General features: G+C 70.5%; 14 protein-coding genes and 1 riboswitch. Of the genes, 11 read left to right on the top strand and 3 right to left on the bottom strand.

Features of this window, described 5'->3' with window-relative positions; all coding sequences use genetic code 11:
- Positions 1-200: 200 nt before the first annotated feature.
- From ACZ6MA_RS22965 to ACZ6MA_RS22920, 10 genes are all read left to right on the top strand, one after another.
- A complete protein-coding gene (locus ACZ6MA_RS22965) occupies positions 201-791 on the top strand; it encodes a CDP-alcohol phosphatidyltransferase family protein (protein WP_469435780.1) in 591 nt (196 codons plus the stop codon).
- A 111-nt stretch (positions 792-902) separates the two neighbouring features.
- A complete protein-coding gene (locus ACZ6MA_RS22960) occupies positions 903-3,398 on the top strand; it encodes a sugar phosphate nucleotidyltransferase (RefSeq protein ID WP_469435779.1) in 2,496 nt (831 codons plus the stop codon).
- A 136-nt stretch (positions 3,399-3,534) separates the two neighbouring features.
- Positions 3,535-4,455 (top strand): DUF881 domain-containing protein, encoded by a 921-nt coding sequence (locus ACZ6MA_RS22955; protein WP_469435778.1) that lies wholly within the window; start codon positions 3,535-3,537, stop codon positions 4,453-4,455.
- The gene (locus tag ACZ6MA_RS22950; protein ID WP_003984969.1) at positions 4,452-4,784 is read left to right on the top strand and encodes a small basic family protein; all 333 of its coding nucleotides are present in this window, start codon (positions 4,452-4,454) and stop codon (positions 4,782-4,784) included. Before ACZ6MA_RS22955 ends, ACZ6MA_RS22950 begins: the two co-directional genes overlap by 4 nt.
- Before the next feature lie 5 nt (positions 4,785-4,789).
- The gene (locus tag ACZ6MA_RS22945) at positions 4,790-5,788 is read left to right on the top strand and encodes a DUF881 domain-containing protein (RefSeq protein WP_469435777.1); all 999 of its coding nucleotides are present in this window, start codon (positions 4,790-4,792) and stop codon (positions 5,786-5,788) included.
- A 148-nt stretch (positions 5,789-5,936) separates the two neighbouring features.
- A complete protein-coding gene (locus tag ACZ6MA_RS22940; protein ID WP_469435791.1) occupies positions 5,937-6,737 on the top strand; it encodes an FHA domain-containing protein in 801 nt (266 codons plus the stop codon).
- An 18-nt stretch (positions 6,738-6,755) separates the two neighbouring features.
- On the top strand, positions 6,756-7,526 hold the full coding sequence (gene ftsR / locus ACZ6MA_RS22935) for a transcriptional regulator FtsR (RefSeq protein WP_469435776.1): 771 nt from the start codon (positions 6,756-6,758) through the stop codon (positions 7,524-7,526).
- A gap of 53 nt (positions 7,527-7,579) precedes the next feature.
- On the top strand, positions 7,580-8,053 hold the full coding sequence (locus ACZ6MA_RS22930) for a bifunctional nuclease family protein (RefSeq protein ID WP_184736688.1): 474 nt from the start codon (positions 7,580-7,582) through the stop codon (positions 8,051-8,053).
- A 178-nt stretch (positions 8,054-8,231) separates the two neighbouring features.
- Positions 8,232-8,846 (top strand): MerR family transcriptional regulator, encoded by a 615-nt coding sequence (locus ACZ6MA_RS22925; RefSeq protein ID WP_469435775.1) that lies wholly within the window; start codon positions 8,232-8,234, stop codon positions 8,844-8,846.
- 89 nt (positions 8,847-8,935) lie between these two features.
- Complete coding sequence (locus ACZ6MA_RS22920; protein ID WP_469435774.1) at positions 8,936-10,444, top strand: DNA polymerase IV; 1,509 nt, start codon at positions 8,936-8,938, stop codon at positions 10,442-10,444.
- On the opposite strand, the gene ACZ6MA_RS22915 is transcribed toward ACZ6MA_RS22920, so the two are convergent.
- Complete coding sequence (locus ACZ6MA_RS22915) at positions 10,414-10,791, bottom strand: PRC-barrel domain-containing protein (RefSeq protein WP_469435773.1); 378 nt, start codon at positions 10,789-10,791, stop codon at positions 10,414-10,416. The two genes, ACZ6MA_RS22920 and ACZ6MA_RS22915, sit on opposite strands and share 31 nt — an antisense overlap.
- A gap of 170 nt (positions 10,792-10,961) precedes the next feature.
- Positions 10,962-11,069: riboswitch (glycine riboswitch) on the top strand.
- Positions 11,070-11,257: 188 nt separating this feature from the next.
- Between ACZ6MA_RS22915 and gcvP the strand changes: the two genes are divergently transcribed.
- Positions 11,258-14,143 (top strand): aminomethyl-transferring glycine dehydrogenase, encoded by a 2,886-nt coding sequence (gene gcvP, locus ACZ6MA_RS22910; RefSeq protein WP_469435772.1) that lies wholly within the window; start codon positions 11,258-11,260, stop codon positions 14,141-14,143.
- Positions 14,144-14,422: 279 nt separating this feature from the next.
- Here gcvP and ACZ6MA_RS22905 read toward each other — a convergent pair whose 3' ends face one another.
- Entirely contained in the window at positions 14,423-14,629 is a 207-nt protein-coding gene (locus ACZ6MA_RS22905) for a DUF5999 family protein (protein ID WP_207303840.1), read from the bottom strand.
- A 345-nt stretch (positions 14,630-14,974) separates the two neighbouring features.
- Positions 14,975-15,565, bottom strand: coding sequence for a hypothetical protein (locus tag ACZ6MA_RS22900; RefSeq protein WP_469435771.1), 591 nt, complete (start codon positions 15,563-15,565; stop codon positions 14,975-14,977).
- Positions 15,566-15,958: the final 393 nt, after the last annotated feature.

Genomic DNA, 15,958 nt, shown 5'->3' with positions numbered 1-15,958 from the left:
ACCGTGTGGGAGAGTAGGACGCCGCCGAACAATTTTTAGAGTAGCCCCTGTGGGAGCCTTCGGGTTCCTGCGGGGGCTATTCTGCGTTTCCGGCCAATTCGGCCCGGACAAAACTCTGCGCCCCCTCTGCACGGGCCGCCGAAGTCTGCGGGTAGGGTCAGGGGGCATCGTCGGTACATATCCCCACAGGAGGCCCCCGGGTGGAGGTCCAGGAGACGCGTGTCCAGACCGACCGCGTCCTCACCATCCCGAACATCCTCAGCATGGCGCGCCTCGTCGGCGTACCCCTCTTCCTGTGGCTGATCCTGCGGGGGAGCGACGGCTGGGCGCTGCTCGTGCTGGGACTCAGCGGCATCAGTGATTACCTCGACGGAAAGCTCGCCCGGCGCTGGAACCAGATCAGCAGCCTCGGCCGGCTCCTCGACCCCGCCGCCGACCGGCTCTATATCCTTTCCACCCTGGCCGGCCTCACCTGGCGGGAGATCCTCCCCGTCTGGCTGACCGCGGCCCTCCTGGCCCGCGAAGCGATGCTGCTGGTCATGGTGTGGATCCTGCGGCGCCACGGCTATCCGCCGCCGCAGGTCAACTTTCTCGGCAAGGCCGCCACCTTCAACCTGATGTACGCCTTCCCCTTGCTCCTTCTCAGTGACGGAGACGGCTGGCCGGCCGCACTCGCCGCTGTTTTCGGATGGGCGTTCGCCGGGTGGGGTACAACCCTCTATTGGTGGGCAGGGATCCTCTACGTGGTCCAGGTCCGCCGACTCGTCAAGGCGGACGCCACCACCGACTGACCTCGTCGCATGAGCCCCCTCAACGGGCCGAAGCCGCACGCAAGACGCGTCGGCGATCCGGGCGGGTGAAGTCGGAACAGACCGCCGTCTCGCAAGGAGGACGCTTCCGACATGAAGGCCGTCGTGATGGCCGGCGGCGAAGGCACACGCCTTCGCCCCATGACCTCGAGCATGCCCAAGCCGCTCCTGCCGGTAGTGAACCGGCCGATCATGGAGCATGTGCTGCGTCTGCTCAAACGGCACGGGCTCACCGAGACCGTGGTGACCGTGCAATTCCTCGCCTCACTCGTCAAGAACTACTTCGGTGACGGCGAGGAACTGGGCATGGAGCTCACCTACGCCAACGAGGAAAAGCCACTCGGCACGGCGGGCAGTGTCAAGAACGCCGAAGAGGCCCTGAAGGACGATGCCTTCCTGGTCATCTCCGGTGACGCCCTCACCGATTTCGATCTGACCGACCTGATCCGTTTCCACAAGGAGAAGGGCGCCCTCGTCACCGTCTGCCTGACACGGGTTCCCAATCCGCTGGAGTTCGGCATCACCATTGTCGACGAGGCGGGCAAGGTCGAGCGTTTCCTTGAGAAGCCCACCTGGGGCCAGGTCTTCTCCGACACCGTCAATACGGGCATCTACGTCATGGAGCCCGAGGTATTCGATTACGTCCAGCCCGATGTGCCCGTCGACTGGTCCGGTGATGTCTTCCCGCAGCTGATGAAGGAAGGCAAGCCGATCTACGGCTATGTCGCCGAGGGCTACTGGGAGGACGTCGGCACCCACGAAAGCTATGGCAAGGCCCAGGCCGACGTGCTCGAAGGCAAGGTCGATGTCGACATCGACGGCTTCGAGATCTCCCCCGGCGTCTGGGTGGCCGAAGGCGCCGAGGTCCACTCGGACGCGGTCCTGCGCGGCCCGCTCTACATCGGCGACTACGCCAAGGTCGAAGCGGGCGCCGAGATCCGCGAGCACACCGTGGTGGGCTCCAACGTCGTCGTCAAGAGCGGTGCCTTCCTGCACAAGGCCGTGGTGCACGACAACGTCTACATCGGCCCGCAGAGCAATCTGCGCGGTTGCGTCATCGGCAAGAACACCGACATCATGCGGGCCGCCCGGATCGAGGACGGCGCCGTCATCGGGGACGAGTGCCTCGTCGGTGAGGAATCGATCATTCAGGGCAACGTCCGGGTCTATCCCTTCAAGACCATCGAGGCGGGCGCGTTCGTCAACACCTCGGTCATCTGGGAATCCCGTGGCCAGGCCCACCTCTTCGGCGCCCGGGGCGTCTCCGGCATCCTCAATGTGGAGATCACCCCCGAACTCGCGGTGCGGCTCGCCGGCGCCTACGCGACGACCCTCAAAAAGGGCTCCACGGTCACCACGGCCCGTGATCACTCCCGTGGCGCCCGGGCACTCAAGCGCGCGGTCATCTCCGCGCTGCAGGCCAGTGCCATAGACGTACGGGACCTGGAGAACGTACCGCTGCCGGTCGCCCGGCAGCAGACCGCGCGCGGCAGCGCCGGCGGCATCATGATCCGTACGTCACCGGGCGTGCCGGACTCGGTGGACATCATGTTCTTCGACGAGCGCGGCGCCGACCTGTCCCAGGCCGGGCAGCGCAAGCTCGACCGGGTCTACGCCCGGCAGGAATACCGGCGTGCCTTCCCCGGCGAGATCGGTGACCTGTCCTTCCCGTCCAGCGTCTACGACTCCTACACGGGCTCGCTCCTGCGGTCGGTGGACACGAACGGCGTCGAGGAGGCCGGGCTCAAGGTCGTCATCGACGCCTCGAACGGCAGCGCCGGGCTCGTTCTGCCCAGCCTCCTGGGCAAGCTCGGGGTGGACGCGCTCATCATCAACCCCGGACTCGACGAGGCGCACCCGACCGAGACCGCCGACACCCGCCGGTCCGGGCTGGTACGGCTCGGGGAGATCGTCGCCTCGGCACGGGCCGCGTTCGGAGTGCGGTTCGACCCGGTGGGTGAGCGGATCTCGCTCGTCGACGAGCGCGGGCGCATCGTCGAGGACGACCGCGCCCTGCTTGTCCTGCTGGACCTCGTCGCCGCCGAGCGGCGCAGCGGGCGGGTGGCGCTCCCGGTGACCACCACCCGGATCGCCGAACAAGTAGCCGCGTACCACGGCACCCAGGTCGAGTGGACGACGACGTCGCCCGACGACCTGACCCGGGTCGGCCGCGCCGAGTCGACGATCTTCGGTGGTGACGGCCGCGGCGGTTTCATCGTCCCGGAGTCCAGCAGCGTCTTCGACGGCACCGCCGCGTTCGTACGCCTCATCGGCCTGGTGGCGCGCACCCAGCTCACCCTCAGCCAGATAGACGCACGCATTCCGCGGGCGCATGTGCTGCGCCGTGACCTGGCCACGCCGTGGGCGGTCAAGGGGCTCGTCATGCGGCACGTCGTCGAGGCGGCCGGGGACCGTTCGGTCGATACGACCGACGGTGTGCGGGTGGTCGAGGCCGACGGGCGTTGGGTGATGGTCCTGCCCGACCCGGCCGAGGCGGTGACGCACCTGTGGGCGGAGGGTCCGGACGACGCCTCCGCGCAGGCCCTGCTGGACGAGTGGTCGGCGATCGTGGACGGCGCCGGGCGCTGACCGGCACGAAGCGGGGTACCCGATAGCGGTACCCGAGAGGAACAAGGGGACATCGGGGCGTCGTCTCCCGGTCCGGATCCGGCACGCCGGTGGGGCCATTGGGAGACGACGCCTCCGACGTGCGACGATGTGCGGCATGTCGCAGCAGCCCCCCGTTCGGAGCACCGCATCTCCGGCTCCGCGCCCCGATGCCTCCATGTCGCTGCTGACCAATGTCATGGACCACAGCCTCGACGACGGTTACGCGGAGGCCGCGGCCCGGCGTGCGGACGGCGGCAAGGGCCTGCCGAGCACGCTGCGGGCCAAATTGGGGCTCGCCGCCGCCCTGTTGCTGGCCGCGGCGGTGGTGACGCTCGGTGCCGCGCAGGCGCGGATAGCGGCGCCCACCCTGGCCAAGGAGCGCCAGCAGCTCATCGACCGGATCGAGACCGAGACCTCCGCCGCGGACACCCTGCAGAAGAACGTCGACACGCTGCGCGACACGGTCGGCGCCAAGCAGCGGGACGCCCTGGAGAAACACGGCGGGGACAGCGCCGAGTTGGTGTCGCTGCTGGCGGGGGCCACCCCGGCGCGCGGGCCCGGGGTCAAGGTGGTCGTCGACGACGCCAAACGGACCAAGCAGAGCGGCGCCGGGGGACCACGGGAAAGCAGCGGGTTCTCCAACACGGGTCGGGTGCGCGACCGTGACATGCAACGCATCGTCAACGGTCTGTGGCAGTCCGGCGCCGAGGCGATCGCCGTCAACGGACAGCGACTGACGGCGCTGTCGGCGATCAGGGCCGCCGGTGACGCCATACTGGTCGACAACAGACCGCTGGTGCCGCCTTACACGGTGCTGGCGATCGGCGACGGTCAGCGGCTGAGCACCGCTTTCCAGGACAGTGCCGACGGACAGTACCTGCATGTTCTCCAGCAGAACTACGGTGTCCGGGCCGGCATCTCCGCCGAGGGCGAGGTCCGGTTGCCGGCCGCGCCGAGCCTGCTCGTACGTACCGCACAGCCGCAGGGCGGTGGCGCGGAGAAACGCGGCACCGACACAGGGAAGGGCACATCGTGATCGCCGTATTGGGCCTCATCGTGGGAGTCGTGGTCGGACTGGTCGTCCGTCCCGTGGTGCCGACGGTGGTCGAGCCCTACCTTCCCATCGCTGTCGTGGCGGCACTCGACGCGGTGTTCGGCGGCCTCCGGGCGATGCTGGACGGAATCTTCGACGACAAGGTGTTCGTCGTCTCCTTCCTGTCGAACGTCGTCGTGGCCGCGCTGATCGTCTTCCTCGGTGACAAGCTCGGTGTCGGCGCGCAGTTGTCCACCGGTGTCGTGGTCGTCCTGGGCATCCGTATCTTCTCCAACGCGGCCGCCATCCGGCGGCACGTGTTCCGGGCGTGAGGCCGATGAGCAGCGACGACACGCCCAAGAAGTCCGGAAAGCCGGAACCGGAGGAGCAGCCGGAGCGGCTGCCCGAAGAGCCCGGTGAGGCGGCCGGCGAGGCCGTGGGGCCCGAGCGGGCACCGGCACCCGGCGAAGCCGCGAAGCCGGACCTGCCGGACGAGGCGGGTGAGCCGGACGAGGCGGGCCGGCCCCAGCGGCCGCGCCCGGAGCCTTCGCCGGCCGAGGAGGACACGCCCGAACCCGTGGCGACACCGGCGGAAGCGCCCACCGGGCCGGGGCCGCTGACCGGCCGTCAACGGCTCGTCAAGGGGCTGTGGCCGCCGAGGCTGACGCGGGCGCAGCTCATCGTGGCGCTGCTGCTGTGCGTACTCGGCCTGGGCCTGGCCATTCAGGTCCGCTCGACCAACGACAGCAGTGCTCTGCGCGGGGCCCGCCAGGAGGACCTGGTGCGGATCCTGGACGAACTGGACAACCGCACGAAGCGTCTGGAGGACGAGAAGCGGCGGCTGGAGAACCAGCGATCGGAGCTGGAGAGCAGCTCCAACCAGGCCGCCGAGGCGCGTAAGCAGACCGAGCAGAAAGAGGGACAGCTCGGGGTGCTCGCCGGCACGGTGGCGGCCAGGGGGCCCGGTATCGAGCTGACGGTCACCGACGCCAAGGGCAAGGTCGAGGCGGACATGCTGCTCGACGCGATCCAGGAACTGCGTGCCGCGGGTGCGGAGGCCATCCAGATCAACGATGTCCGGGTGGTCGCCGACACCTATTTCTCGGGTGCCGCGGGCCGGGTGGAGATCGACGGGAAGAAGGTCTCGCAGCCCTACCGGTTCAAGGTCATCGGCAAGCCGCAGGACCTGGAACCGGCGCTGAACATCCCCGGTGGCGTGGTGCAGACTCTGGAGAAGGAGCAGGCGGGCGTGGCGGTGGCCCGGTCTGAGAAGATCATCGTGGATGCCTTGCGCCCGGCGAAGCGGCCTGACTACGCTCGGTCGTCATCGCAGTGAGGCGGACGCGGATGAGGGCTCCACGGGGAGCGTGGGAGGTTGCGGGGGGTCGGCGCACCAAGTTGGGGGCGCGTGGTGGAAACTGTGAGCTGACCACGGACGTTGTAGAGGTGTCCGGGTCGGACGGTGTGTGCATCGAGGGTTTGTCCTGCCCCACGGGCGGGTCTGTTTCGGTCAAGGGGAATCGCCCGTGAAGTTGTTTGGGAAGTTGTTCGGCAAGAGCGCACGCCAGGACGGCGGCTCCGCCCGTCACAGGGCGTCGCGTCCGGCGGAAGGCGGCGAGGGGGCCCAGGAAGGGCGTCCTCTGTTCCGGGACCAGGTGGGTGCCCCCGGCGGTCAGGGCTCTGTTGACCCTGCCGGAGCCGGACGCATAGGTTTCGGAGCACCAGAGGCCTCGAGCGCGGGTGGAGGGTTTGCCTTGCCGGTCTGTACGAGGTGTGGCCACCGGGCCGGCGAAGCCAGCCGGTTCTGCTCCAACTGCGGTGCGCCGCTGCGGCCGGGTGCCGCCGCCGAGCGCGCCTCGGAGACGACCTCGACCATCTCCATCTCCGGTCTCGAGGCGTACGACTCGGAGACCACCGGGCAGACGCCGATCCCGTCGCTCTCCCCGGAGGCCCAGGCGGCCGTCGACGCCCTGCCGTTGGGCTCGGCGCTGCTGGTGGTCCGGCGCGGTCCGAATTCGGGCAGCCGCTTCCTGCTGGACGGGGAGGTGACCACCGCGGGCCGTCACCCGCAGAGTGACATCTTCCTCGACGACGTCACGGTCTCGCGACGGCACGTGGAGTTCCGCAGAGGCCAGGACGGCGTCTTCACCGTCACGGACGTCGGCAGCCTCAACGGCACGTACGTCAACCGGGAGCGCATCGACACGGTGTCGTTGTCGAACGGCGACGAGGTGCAGATCGGTAAGTACCGTCTGGTCTTCTACGGCAGCCAGCGCGGCATCTGACCCCGCGAGGGAAGGGCCATGCTTCGAACATCCCCGGGCGGCACCGGATCCTCCGGTGCCGCCGGCGCGGACGGCCGGCTGGTGAGCATCGGCACGGTGCTCAATCTGCTGCGGGACGAGTTCCCCGAGGTCACCATCTCCAAGATCCGCTTCCTGGAGGCGGAGGGACTGGTGGAGCCGCAGCGCACCCCGTCCGGCTACCGCAAGTTCAGCGCCGAGGATGTGGAGCGGCTCGGATTCGTCCTGCGCATGCAGCGGGACCATTACCTTCCGCTCAAGGTCATCCGGGAGCAGCTGGACGCCCTGGCCCGGGGCGAGCGGGTGCAGCTGCCCGCACCGGGGCAGCCGAGGGACGCCGTCGACGCCCCGGTGGACCCCGAGGACCCCGAGGCCGCGGCGGCCGGCTCCAAGCCGTCCACGGCCACGCGGATCGGCCGTGCCGAGCTGCTGGCCGTCACCGGTGTGACCGAGCCCGAACTCGCCGAATGGGAGTCGTACGGCCTGATCGGCGCCCACTCGGACGGCGGATTCGACGTCGATTCGGTCGCCGTGGCCAAGCTCGTCGCGGATCTGGGCCGTTTCGGCCTGGAACCCCGCCACCTCCGGGCCATGAAGGCCGCCGCCGATCGTGAGGCCGGGCTGGTCGAACAGGTGGTCGCACCCCTGCGGCGGCACCGCAATCCGCAGACCAGGGCGCACGCCGAGGCCACCGCGCGGGAGCTGGCCGCGCTGTCCGTACGCCTCCACGCGGCCCTGGTGCGCAGCGCCCTGCACCCCCGCTCGTACTGACCGGAGGGTGGCCCGACTACCCAAACCTGCCGGGCACGTCCTAGGGTTGCTGTGTGAACGAGCTCGATGTCGTGGGTGTCCGGGTGGAAATGCCCTCCAACCAGCCGATCGTGCTCCTGCGTGAAGTGGGAGGCGATCGCTACCTCCCCATTTGGATCGGACCCGGGGAGGCGACGGCCATTGCCTTCGCCCAGCAGGGCATGGCCCCCGCCCGTCCGCTGACCCACGACCTCTTCAAGGACGTGCTGGACGCGGTCGGGCAGCAGCTCACGGAGGTCCGCATCACGGATCTGCGCGAAGGGGTCTTCTACGCGGAGCTGGTCTTCGCCAGTGGGGTGGAGGTCAGCGCCCGGCCGTCCGACGCCATAGCGCTGGCGCTGCGCACGGGAACGCCGATCTACGGCAGTGACGGGGTGCTGGACGACGCGGGAATCGCCATCCCGGACGAGCAGGAGGACGAGGTGGAGAAGTTCCGCGAGTTCCTCGACCAGATCTCGCCGGAGGACTTCGGCACCAACAGCCAGTGAGGCGCGCCGGCGGTCCTTGTGGGGCGGCCGTGGCGCATTCGAGTAGCCTTTCCCGGCGCTGGGACACGTAAAACCACTCTCTGGGTGATTATCACTCGGCGTGCCGAGTGTGGCGATCGTTGACGCACCCCGAGTGACTGCCTACCGTCGAGAGGGCAGGTCAAGGACGGAGGTCGGCGTGAGAAGCACGGGCGACGGTACGGCGGTCGGCGGTCCGTATCCGCTGCATGGGGGAACGGTCGAACCCGGACCCCGTCATGGTGGGCCGGCGGTGGTCGGCACGCCGCAGGAGCCGGGGGACGACCACGTCGGATACCGGGGTCCCACGGCGTGCGCGGCGGCGGGCATCACCTATCGCCAGCTGGACTACTGGGCGCGGACGGGGCTCGTGGAGCCGAGCGTGCGGCCCGCCTACGGCTCGGGCAGCCAGCGGCTCTACAGCTTCCGGGACGTGGTCGTCCTCAAGATCGTGAAGCGGCTCCTGGACACCGGGGTCTCCTTGCAGAACATCCGCACCGCGGTGCAGCACCTGCGGGCGCGCGGCATGGCGGATCTGGCCCAGATGACGCTGATGAGCGACGGTGCCACGGTCTACGAGTGCACCTCGCCCGCCGAGGTCGTCGACCTCCTCCAGGGCGGGCAGGGCGTCTTCGGGATCGCCGTGGGGGTGGTGTGGCGCGACGTCGAGAGCGCGCTGGCCAAGCTGCACGGGGAGCGGGTCGACACAGGCGAGACGCTCATCGGCCACAATCCGGCCGACGAGCTGGCGAGGCGGCGCAACCGGGTCGGCTGAGCGGCGCGCCACCGGGCCCGTCGGCCCGGTACCGGCGCCGCCCCGCGGGCCGGCGCCGATTGTCAGTGGCATAGGGCAGCATCGGAGATGTGAGAGCCGCACCGACCATCCTGCATCTCGACATGGACGCGTTCTACGCCGCGGCGGAGCAGGCGGCCAAGCCCAGCCTGCGCGGGAAGCCCGTGGTGGTCGGCGGGATCGGTCCCCGGGGCGTGGTGGCCACGGCGTCGTACGAGGCCCGGGCCTTCGGCGTCCATTCGGCGATGGCGACGGCCCAGGCGCGGCGGCTGTGCCCCAACGCCGCCTACCTGGCCCCCCGGTTCACCCTGTACCGAGAGGTGAGCGAGGTGGTCATGGGGCTGCTCGGCGAGCTGTCGCCGCTCGTGGAGCCCCTGAGCCTGGACGAGGCGTTCGTGGATCTCGAGGCCGGTGGCGTCGAGCCTTCCTCAAGGGCCGTGCAGACGGTCGGGGAGCGGCTGCGGCGGGACATCCGGGAGGCCACCGGGCTCAGCGGGTCGGTGGGCCTCGCCGGGTCCAAGATGCTGGCGAAGATCGCCTCCGAGCAGGCCAAACCCGACGGCCTTGTCGTCATCGAGCCGGGCACCGAGCTGGAGCTGCTGGCCCCGATGTCGGTGCGGGCCATCCCCGGCGTCGGACCGGCCACCGCTGAAACGTTGCGGCGGGCCGGGCTCACGACGGTGGGCGAGACGGCCGAGGCGGGCGAGGCGGAACTCGTACGGCTGCTGGGCAAGGCGCACGGCGCCGGGCTGTACGCCCTGGCGACCGCCCGGGACAACCGACCGGTCGTCGCCGAGCGGGACGCCAAATCGGTGTCCGTGGAGGATACCTTCGAAGAGGACGTCACCGACCGGACCCGGGTGGAGCTGGAGCTGGCCCGGCTCGCCGACCGCTGCGTCCAGCGGCTGCGCGCGGCGGGACGGTCCGGACGCACCGTCGTGATCAAGGTGCGGAGCTACGACTTCTCGACGCTGACCCGCTCGGAGACGCTACGCGGGCCGACGGACGACCTCGGGGTGGTCCGGGAGGCCGTGGGGCGGCTGCTGGACGGCGTGGACACCACCGCCGGGGTCAGGCTGCTGGGGGTCGGCGTCACCGGGCTCGCCGACTACACCCAGGAAGACCTCTTCGCCCAGGCGGCGAGCGAGGCCGAGGCCGCCGCAGTGGCGGAGCGGCCGCCGACCGCGGGGGCGGAAGGGGAGGGGGAGCCCACGGCGGACGGGGCGGCCGGACGGCGGCCGCGGCGCTGGCTGCCCGGGCTGGACATCCGGCACGCCGAGTACGGGACTGGCTGGATCCAGGGCAGCGGGGTCGGCCGCGTCACCGTCCGCTTCGAGCAGCCCTGGTCCGGGCCGGGCCGGGTCCGCACCTTCGCCGTGGACGACCCGGCGCTCGAACCCGGTGAGCCGCTGCCGCTGATCAGAGCCGCCTGGGAGCACCCGCCGGAGCCGGCGGCGCCGACGCAACCGCCGACGCCCACCGGGCCGCCCGAATCCGGGCCCCATGAACCGGCAGGGCCGGCCGTCACGCCGGAGGCCCGGTCCGGTGGTCAGCCGTTGGCCGGGGGCGTGTCCGGCTGAGAGCCGGGCCGCCAGGCGTGCTCGGGGTCCGGCGGGGGGAGGTCGAGCCCGTAGTGGTGGTAGAGCTGCAGTTCCTGTTCGGGGGAGAGGTGCCGGCCGACCCCGAAGTCCGGGGCGTCCCTGATCAGCGCCCGGTCATAGGGGATGTGCAGGGTGTCGTCCTCGACCCGGCTCGGTTCCAGCGGCACGAACGCGTCCCGGCTGAACAGCCCGGTGCGCACCGCCGCCCACTCCGGCTCCCCGGTCGCGTCGTCGAGGTACACCTCGTCCACGGTGCCGATCTTGGCGCCGTTGCGGTCGAACGCCTTGCGGCCGATCAGACTCCGTGGATCGATATCGGTCTGCACGGTTCCTCCCGTGGTCGCGTCTGCCCTCCGGACCCCCAGCGACCTCCGAGGCCCCTGGGAAAGCACAGAGAAGCACAGAGAAGCCCTGAGGACCACGAAAAGGCACAAAGCGGGAACCGGCCACTCGAGGGATCCGTCCGGACCCGCGCTGGTAGGCTGACAGTGGCTGCAGACCCCACGCGGGAGAGTCCTCCGAGATCCTTTGACGGGTTCGACGGGGGCGCCGAAGGAGCAAATCCTCCCCGGAATCTCTCAGGCACACGTACCGCGCGGACGAGGTCACTCTGGAAAGCAGGGCGGGCCGGGTCGGGTACAGCGACGAAGCCCCTCCTCACCGACGGTGAAAGCCGGACCGCCCCGTGCGGCCCGGTGAAGCTCTCAGGTTGAGATGACAGAGGGGGAGGCCGTCCGGGTACCCGCGCCGTGGTACCCCTCGCAGGTCGCAACGACCAGGAGGCCTCCGCAGATGACAGCCCACCGCATCTCCCTTTCCGACCTGGAGCGTGGCACGCCGTTCGAGCACCGCCACGTGGGGCCCGACAGCGCGGCCCAGGCGAAGATGCTCGCCCAGGTAGGGTTCGGCTCGCTCGACGAGCTCACCGCCGCCGCCGTACCGGCCGTGATCCAGAGCACCGAGGCGCTCCGGCTGCCCGACGCCCGCAGCGAGGCCGAGGTCCTCGCCGAGCTGCGCACGCTCGCGGACCGCAACGAGGTCCTGGCCCCGATGATCGGGCTCGGATACCACGGCACCTTCACCCCGCCGGTGATCCTGCGCAACGTCATGGAGAACCCCGCCTGGTACACGGCCTACACGCCGTACCAGCCGGAGATCTCCCAGGGCCGGCTGGAGGCGCTCCTCAACTTCCAGACCGTCGTCGCCGACCTGACCGGGCTGCCCACCTCCGGCGCCTCCCTGCTCGACGAGGGCACCGCCGCGGCCGAGGCCATGTCGCTGTCCCGGCGCGTGGGCAAGGTCAAGGACGGCGTCTTCCTCATCGACGCCGACGCGCTGCCGCAGACCATCGCGGTGATACGGACGCGCGCCGAACCGACCGGCGTCGAGGTCGTCGTCGCCGACCTCTCCCAGGGCATCCCCGACGACATCGCCGAGCGCGGCGTCTTCGGTGTGCTCCTGCAGTACCCCGGTGCCTCCGGTGCCGTGCGGGACCTCCGTCCCGTCATCGAGCGGGCGCACGAGCTGGGCGCGATCGTCACCGTCGCCGCCGACCTGCTCGCGCTGACCCTGCTCACCTCGCCCGGCGAGCTGGGCGCGGACGTCGCGGTCGGCACCACCCAGCGCTTCGGCGTGCCCATGGGCTTCGGCGGTCCGCACGCCGGATTCATGGCCGTCCGCGAGAAGTTCGCCCGCAGCCTCCCCGGTCGCCTCGTCGGCGTCTCCGTGGACGCGGACGGCAACAAGGCCTACCGCCTGGCCTTGCAGACCCGCGAGCAGCACATCCGCCGCGAGAAGGCCACCAGCAACATCTGTACCGCCCAGGTCCTGCTCGCCGTCATGGCCGGCATGTACGCGGTCTACCACGGCCCGGACGGCCTCGCGGGCATCGCGCGGCGCACGCACCGCTACGCCACGCTGCTCGCCGAGGGCCTGCGCGCCGGCGGGGTCGAGGTCGTGCACGGCACGTACTTCGACACCCTCACCGCGCGGGTGCCCGGCCGGGCGGCCGAGGTCGTCGCGACCGCCCGTGAGCGGGGCGTCAACCTGCGCCTGGTCGACGCCGACGAGGTCGGCATCGCCTGCGACGAGACCACCACGCGCGTCCAGGTGGCGTCGGTGTGGTCGGCCTTCGGGGTGGACGCCGACATCGAGGCGCTCGACGCCGAGGTCGCGGAGGCGCTTCCCGAGGGGCTGCTGCGCACCGACGACTACCTCACCCACCCGGTCTTCCACCAGCACCGGTCCGAAACCGCGATGCTGCGCTACCTGCGCCGCCTCGCCGACCGGGACTACGCCCTGGACCGGGGCATGATCCCGCTCGGCTCGTGCACCATGAAGCTCAACGCGACCACCGAGATGGAGCCGGTCACCTGGCCCGAGTTCGGCGCGCTGCACCCCTTCGCACCGGTCGAGCAGGCGGGTGGCTACCTCACGCTCATCACCGAGCTGGAGGAGCGGCTCGCGGAGGTCACCGGCTACGACAAGGTGTCCATCCAGCCGAACGCGGGCTCGCAGGGCGAGCTGGCGGGTCTGCTCGCGGTACGGGCGTACCACCGTGCCAACGGTGACGACCGCCGTACCGTCTGTCTGATCCCCTCCTCCGCGCACGGCACCAACGCCGCCAGCGCCGTGATGGCCGGCATGAAGGTCGTCGTGGTCAAGACGGCCGACGACGGCGAGGTCGACGTCGACGACCTGCGCGCCAAGATCGAGCAGTACCGTGACGAGCTGTCCGTGCTGATGATCACCTACCCGTCCACGCACGGTGTCTTCGAGGAGCACGTCGCCGACATCTGCGCGGAGGTCCACGCGGTGGGCGGCCAGGTGTACGTCGACGGCGCGAACCTCAACGCCCTGGTCGGCGTGGCCAAGCCGGGCGAGTTCGGCGGCGACGTCTCGCACCTGAACCTGCACAAGACCTTCTGCATCCCGCACGGCGGCGGTGGTCCGGGCGTCGGGCCGGTCGCCGTCCGCGCCCACCTCGCGCCCTATCTGCCCAACCACCCGCTCCAGCCCACCGCGGGCCCGGCGACGGGTGTCGGCCCGATCTCGGCGGCCCCCTGGGGCTCGGCCGGCATCCTGCCGATCTCCTGGGCGTACGTCCGGCTGATGGGCGGCGAGGGCCTCAAGCGCGCCACGCAGGTCGCGGTGCTCGGCGCCAACTACATCGCCAAGCGCCTGGAGCCGCACTTCCCCGTGCTCTACACCGGTCCCAACGGCCTGGTCGCGCACGAGTGCATCGTCGATCTGCGGCCGCTGACCAAGGCGACCGGCGTCAGTGTCGACGACGTCGCCAAGCGCCTGATCGACTACGGCTTCCACGCGCCGACGATGTCCTTCCCGGTGGCCGGAACGCTGATGATCGAGCCCACGGAGAGCGAGGACCTCGCCGAGCTGGATCGTTTCTGCGAGGCGATGATCGCGATCCGTGCCGAGATCGAGAAGGTCGGCTCGGGGGAGTGGGACAAGGACGACAACCCGCTGCGGAACGCCCCGCACACCGCCGCCTCCGTGGCCGGCGCCTGGGAGCACCCCTACAGCCGCGAGGTGGCCGTCTTCCCGGCCGGGGTCTCCGCCGCCGACAAGTACTGGCCGCCGGTGCGCCGCGTCGACGGTGCGTACGGCGACCGTAACCTCGTCTGCTCGTGCCCCCCGATGGACGAGTACGACGGCTGAAGGTCCGGGGGATCGAGTCCCCGGGGCTGACACACGTCGGGGCCGGTTCGGCGATTGCGCCGGGCCGGCCCCTTCTGTGTACGGCGGACCTTCGGCTGCGGGCCGTCCGTGCCGCCTGCGGCGTCGGGCGCCCTGCGGGCGCGTCCCCAAACGCCGGACGGGCTTGGTTTCGGCTGAGGTCAGCCGGCCGGCCCGTCCGGCGACCGAGGACATCACCGCGCAGCGGTGGTGCGGACGACGCGGCCCCCACCGCCCGCCCGCGTGATCCGCCGGACGGGCTTACGCGGCGGTCACCACGTGCTCGGTGCCCAGCGGCCGGTGCGGAGCGATGATCTGTCCGTCCGGCAGCAGCTCACCGGTGTCCTCGAAGAACAGGACGCCGTTGCACAGCAGGCTCCATCCCTGTTCCGGGTAGTGCGCCACCAGATGGGCGGCCTCCCGGTCGGTGGAGTCGGCTGACGGGCACGCGGGCTGGTGCTGGCACATGGAAGGGTTCTTTCGCTGCGGTGTGGTCTCTGTCCTGCGGCTCGATGCGGTGGTCATGCCGCCCCCCGTTGTGAATCGTTTGGTCGCTCCCCAGTGTTGCCCTACGGGCGTGATTCCGCAGGGATTTCCCGGCAGCTCTCCTCACCGGAAGGAGACGCGTCACCCGTGCGGGCGGTTGCTGTCAACAAGACGGCCACTTCGGGGGGTTCGGGAGTAGTCAATGTGGGCTACGCCGCGGGGGTGAGGACAGCACGGCGCCCCGCGACCGGTGGGTCACGGGGCGCTCGGTGCTCGTAGCGGGACGGATGGTTCGAAGATCTGCGCGGCGGCCGCGACTGCCGTGCCTCAGGCCGCCGGAGACGTCAGACGCGGGGCCGGGGCGAGCCGGTGGGTGAGGACCGTCAGCAGATCGGCGACCCGGTGCGGGCGGTGGGCGGCGATTCCGGGGGGAGCGGGGGCGAGCGGCACCAGCAGATCGCCCGGCCCGGGGACGCCCGACGAGGCGTCGGCGGTGATGTCGGCATGCAACCAGAGGGTGAGCATGTACAGCTCGGGCACCGACAGCAGCCGCGGTTGGTAAGGCGTCGTCATCGATTCGGCCTGACGCAGGGCCAGCTCGGTCGAGGCGACGTACGGCCCCTCGAAGAAGTAGGAGAACGCCCAGCCGTCGGCGGTCGGCGTCGTCTCGCCCGCGGCCACCGCCCGCTGCGCTTCCTTGATCAGAAAGCGCCAGCCGGTGAGCCGGGTGCGCGGCGCGCCGCTCCGGGCGGTCACGTGCTCCAGCACATGGACGGGCAGCGGGAGTTCGGCGGTGAGGGGCCCTTGGGCGGCCTTGAGGGAAGGGGTGCGTGCCGCACGGACCGCGGTGGGGGAACCGAGGGCCGTGAGGACCGTGCGGAGGGCAGGCGCGGGGGCAGGGGGGACATGCAGGGGCATGGCGGGTCGCCTCTCACTTCGGAGACACGGTGATGCTGGGCAGGTGCGGACGACGCTGTCGGTGTGCAGGGTCAGAGGGGGGCCGGGACCGACTGCCAGGGCGCCTACTCTCTGCCTTGTCCATGGAGTTTATACGACACATGTTCACGGAGTGTTTCCGCTAGCGGTCGTGCGTATTTCCGGCAAGGGGAAATCCGGGCCCGGTTCCGGGGGGATTTCGGTGAATTTGTTCCCGGCCCGCTCTCATGACCTCGGAATCTGCCCCGGATACGGTCGGCCGAATCTCGTCGGTGTTTATCACCAGCGCAATGCGATATGCCCGGGGTGTCGCTTCATGCCGACGGAATGTGCCGGAGTGCGCTTCGGGCCGAGCCTACCGGGTATGCGGCTCCG

The sequence above is a fragment of the Streptomyces sp. NPDC042259 genome (genome assembly GCF_055582085.1).
The sequence above is the reverse complement of the archived record's forward strand: the minus strand, read 5'-3'. Positions and strand labels throughout refer to the sequence as shown.

Coding starts and splice junctions, on each gene's coding strand:
- ACZ6MA_RS22960 (WP_469435779.1), top strand. CDS start 903: ATGAAGGCCGTCGTGATGGCCGGCGGCGAAGGCACACGCCTTCGCCCC.
- ACZ6MA_RS22955 (WP_469435778.1), top strand. CDS start 3,535: ATGTCGCAGCAGCCCCCCGTTCGGAGCACCGCATCTCCGGCTCCGCGC.
- ACZ6MA_RS22945 (WP_469435777.1), top strand. CDS start 4,790: ATGAGCAGCGACGACACGCCCAAGAAGTCCGGAAAGCCGGAACCGGAG.
- ftsR (WP_469435776.1), top strand. CDS start 6,756: ATGCTTCGAACATCCCCGGGCGGCACCGGATCCTCCGGTGCCGCCGGC.
- gcvP (WP_469435772.1), top strand. CDS start 11,258: ATGACAGCCCACCGCATCTCCCTTTCCGACCTGGAGCGTGGCACGCCG.
- ACZ6MA_RS22905 (WP_207303840.1), bottom strand. CDS start 14,629: ATGTGCCAGCACCAGCCCGCGTGCCCGTCAGCCGACTCCACCGACCGG.
- ACZ6MA_RS22900 (WP_469435771.1), bottom strand. CDS start 15,565: ATGCCCCTGCATGTCCCCCCTGCCCCCGCGCCTGCCCTCCGCACGGTC.